The organism is Parashewanella sp. 2210YD4-3, from assembly GCF_056591735.1.
Genome location: NZ_JBWQOG010000023.1, coordinates 1 through 2,538, shown reverse-complemented (window position 1 = coordinate 2,538; position 2,538 = coordinate 1). Strand labels below are relative to the sequence as shown.

Below are 2,538 nucleotides of genomic sequence, written 5' to 3'. Positions count from 1 at the left end.
TAAATCCAGGTGACGCCTACGGCGCACCTGATTTAGGCGTTATACGTTTGTAGAGGTTTAGGCATCAATGACTTGTTTCAGATTACTAATCATTCTTTGTTGTCTCATATCTCTTAATGTAAATGCGTTTACTAACGATATATCAATAGCAATTGAAATTGCTAAAAATTATTTGGTCAATGTTAAAAAATGGAAATGCGGTGAGTTCATCGTAGAGCATGAAACCTTTGAAGGTGTTGTGCCCAAAAGAAAAATACCGAATCACTTAATATATATTCGAACGTTGCATAAAGATGACGTGAATAACATTGCACCCAGTAGCGGCACTTCCGTAGCGTTGGTCATCGACCTCAAAAAAAGTAAAGTAATAAGTGACTTGGCGTATCAATAAAAACGTATAACAAGGCATTCAACAGGACGCAAAATCGTTGGCTTTGCTCCTGCGTCGCAAATTATAGCCAACAATTTTCCGCCTGTTAATGCGGCGTTATACGTATATACCAATCAAAAGGAATTTGAAATTGCAAAAAATCATAGAGTTTAGCAAACGCAATTTCTGGTCAAGTAAAATTGATATAGAAGCATTGAATCAACTTATATTTCAATATAATCAAGACGGTTGGTTTGTAAAATCAATTACAACCAATGTTGCTTTCATTGGTGTGGTTGTATCCTATACAATTTTGTTGGAATCCAAAAAATAGGTAGTTTTGGACGTCAACGTATAACAAGCGCTTCAACAGGACAAATACTGGTTGGCTCCTACGCTGCGCTTCGGATTTTAGCCAACCAATATTTGCCGGTTAAGCGGGCGTTATGTTTCTTAACTTTATCATCCAGTTCAGAAGGACAGAATTTTGGATTTACAATTTCAAAGAAAGCATCTTTCCATTGACCAATTTAATCCTGTAAATCTTCCAGGTTTTGTAGTTTTGACTGGAGTTAATGGCTCCGGAAAGAGTCATCTATTGGATGCAATATCCAATGGAAGTGTTTCTGTTAATGGAGTACAGAGAAGTAATATTGTTTTATTTAATTACGAAACATTTCGATTAGATAATGAAGGGGGCTACAACGCTCAACAAATAGTCTCAGAAAAGGAGCAAGCTTGGAATTATGTTACACAGCAAATAGTACCCAATTCCCGAAACTGGAGAGGGAATATCTCAAGTGATTCCTATAAAGAACTAACTAATAAACATTCTGCCCTATTAGAGATTGAGGATGAAAATTTATCCGGATATCAAAACCAAGTGAAATCTTGGTTCAATTCTGATCATACAAAACATGACCCTACAGCTCAAAGTGTTTATTCTCTTATGAAGAGAATACCGACCTTTGTTGATGAGCTCGAAAAAGATGACTTTATAAGAAAATACAAGCCATTTTCTTTTAAAAATAATTTTCTTCCTAACCAAATAGGTAAAATATTCTGGGATTATTACGTTAAGTTAAGACAAAACCAAGTAAATGGTTATGAAAATGAAAAGCATGGGAAAAATTATAAGTTCTTAAGCGATGCTGATTTCGAGTCAGAAAATGGTCCCAAACCTTGGGACTTAGTGAATGATATATTAACTACATTCGACAGTTTGCAATACCAAGTGAAATCCCCCGAAGGCATGGATATATTTGGCAGTTACCAACTACAACTAATTCATGTTGAAAAGCCTGACGTAAGTATTGACTTTAACAGTTTATCTTCTGGTGAAAAAATATTAATGGCACTGGTTGCTTCGATCTATAAGTCATCATCTGATGGAAATTTTCCAGATTTGCTTCTTTTAGATGAAGTAGATGCATCATTGCACCCTTCCATGATGAAAAATATGCTAAATGTCATTGAAAGAGTGTTTATTAAAAACAATGTAAAAGTAATTCTGGTAACTCACTCACCAACCACTATTGCCTTAGCTCCTGAAGAATCAATTTATGTAATGAACCGTTCAGGTTTAAATAGAATCTCCAAAAAAGATAAAAGTGAGTCGTTATCAATATTGACACAAGGTTATGCAACAATAGATCAAGGTTTGAAACTGTTTGATGAAGCAACTAAATCTGAAGTGACCATAGTTACTGAAGGGAATAACACAAAAATAATCGAGAAAGCTCTTGAATTATATTGTGTCTCGGGTGTAGAAGTATTAAATGGGATAGAAGGCATAAGCGGTAAAAATCAGTTAAAAACTCTATATGAATTTCTATCTAAAACAACACATGAAAATAAAGTGATCTTTGTCTGGGATTGTGATGTCAATTATTCACTCAAAGATGGAAATAACACCTATCCTTTCATATTTCCCATAAATACAGAGAATAATTTATGTAAGAAAGGTATAGAAAATCTATTTCCCGAAACATTGTTTGATGGGTTTATAAAAACCATTACACCATCAAAGGGTGAACCCATTAGAACATTTGATGACTCAAGGAAAAGAGACTTTGAAGAGTTCATAATCCAAAGAAGTAACAAAGATGATTTTTCATGTTTTCAGTCTTTGTTCGACAAAATACAGAGTATCAAAAACGAAACATAAC

The 2,538-nt window shown here is 34.3% G+C and carries 2 protein-coding genes; both read left to right on the top strand.

From position 1 onward, the window contains the following. Positions 1-67 precede the first annotated feature (67 nt). Positions 68-391: a hypothetical protein gene (locus AC1EU0_RS19105; RefSeq protein WP_480304364.1), complete on the top strand. Its 324-nt coding sequence runs from the start codon at positions 68-70 to the stop codon at positions 389-391. A 466-nt stretch (positions 392-857) separates the two neighbouring features. Continuing rightward, positions 858-2,537 (top strand): AAA family ATPase, encoded by a 1,680-nt coding sequence (locus AC1EU0_RS19100; protein WP_480304363.1) that lies wholly within the window; start codon positions 858-860, stop codon positions 2,535-2,537. Position 2,538: the final 1 nt, after the last annotated feature.

Excerpts from the sequence above, each read along its gene's own strand:
- AC1EU0_RS19105 (WP_480304364.1), top strand. The coding sequence starts at position 68 with ATGACTTGTTTCAGATTACTAATCATTCTTTGTTGTCTCATATCTCTT.